The 1,462-nt window shown below is 35.8% G+C and carries 1 protein-coding gene; it reads left to right on the top strand.

Annotated elements, in window-relative coordinates; genetic code table 11:
- Positions 1 to 94 precede the first annotated feature (94 nt).
- A protein-coding gene (locus IC621_RS26240; protein ID WP_224752832.1) for an IS3 family transposase occupies positions 95 to 1,425 on the top strand; the annotation gives its coding sequence in 2 pieces (ribosomal slippage) (positions 95 to 467 and positions 467 to 1,425; 1,332 coding nt in all).
- Positions 1,426 to 1,462: the final 37 nt, after the last annotated feature.

Here is a 1,462-nt window from a genome sequence, read left to right as displayed (position 1 = left end):
TAAAATGTACCCTATAGAGTAGACATTAAAAAAAAGTCTACCTATAGGGTACTTTTTTGTATAATTAAGAAAAACATGGGGAATGGAGAAAGTTATGAGTAAAAAGGTTTTTACAGAGAAAGAGATCAAGCTACTATCGGCTAATAAATATGCTAAATCTGTGAGTTCAAAAGGAATTACCTATACGGATGAATTCAAACATATATTTATTGCGGAAAAAGAGAAAGGCAAGTTTGCGAGAGATATTTTTGAAGAATGCGGTTTTGATGTAAACGTTCTGGGGATGTATAGAGTTCATTCAGCGAGTAAGAGATGGAAAAAAGCGTACAACGAGAGTGGGATAAGTGGTTTACGTGACACGAGAGCAGAAAGTTCAGGACGTCCTAGGAATAGAGAACTCCCTTTAGAGGAGAAAAATGCTCGCTTAGAAGCACAAATTAACTTACTAAAGGCAGAAAATGAACTATTAAAAAAGATACGTTTTGCAGAAAGGGGGCTGAAGAAGTAGTACTTCCTCCTAGCCAAAAATACATTCTTATTCGTTCGGTAATTGAAAAGTATCAGTTGAAACACATGGTGAGGTACCTATGTGAATTAGTTGGTGTCTCTCGAAGTGGTTACTATAATTACTTCTCTGTAAAATCAGAGGAACAAAGAAAACAAAGAGAGGAACAGGATGAAATCGTAAAAGATATCATTTTAAAGGCCTTCCTTTTTAAAGGCCGCAAGAAAGGGGCACGTCAGATCAAAATGACTCTGGAGGGTCAATTTAATGTTGTCTACAATTTGAAGCGAATACGAAGAATTATGAAAAAGTACAGTATTATTTGTCCAATCAGAAAGGCAAATCCGTATAGACGAATGATGAAAGCTACTCAAGAACACCGAGTCGTTCCGAACTTACTAAATCGACAATTTAAACAGAGTGTACCAGGAAAAGTGCTTCTGACAGATATTACGTATTTATTTTATGGGAAAGGTCAGAAAGCCTATCTTTCGGCTATTAAAGATGGTTCCACCAATGAAATCTTAGCCTATCATGTATCAGACCGTATGACTATTGACTTGGCTACAGACACCCTTTTAAAGTTAAAGAAAAATAGAAACTTTAAGAAAGCAAAAGATGCCTTAATTCACTCAGACCAAGGAGTTCACTATACACACCCCGACTTTCAAAAATCAGTAAAGAAACTAGGGTTACGCCAATCCATGTCAAGAAGAGGAAACTGTTGGGACAACGCTCCTCAGGAATCATTCTTTGGCCATTTTAAAGACGAAGCCTTTATTAAAGCATGTACAACTCTTGATGAGTTAAAGAAAGAAATTAAGCAATATATGACCTATTACAATCATTATAGATACCAATGGAATTTAAAAAAGATGACCCCTGTTCAATACAGAGATCATCTTCTTAAAGCTGCCTAGGCTTTTTTTAAATGTCCTTTACAAAGGGTACATTTTA

This window comes from Metabacillus arenae (assembly GCF_014773385.1).
In the GTDB taxonomy this organism is placed as follows: Bacteria; Bacillota; Bacilli; order Bacillales; family Bacillaceae; genus Metabacillus_D; species Metabacillus_D arenae.
Note: the sequence above shows the minus strand (reverse complement) of the source record. Positions and strands in the feature narration are given on the sequence as shown.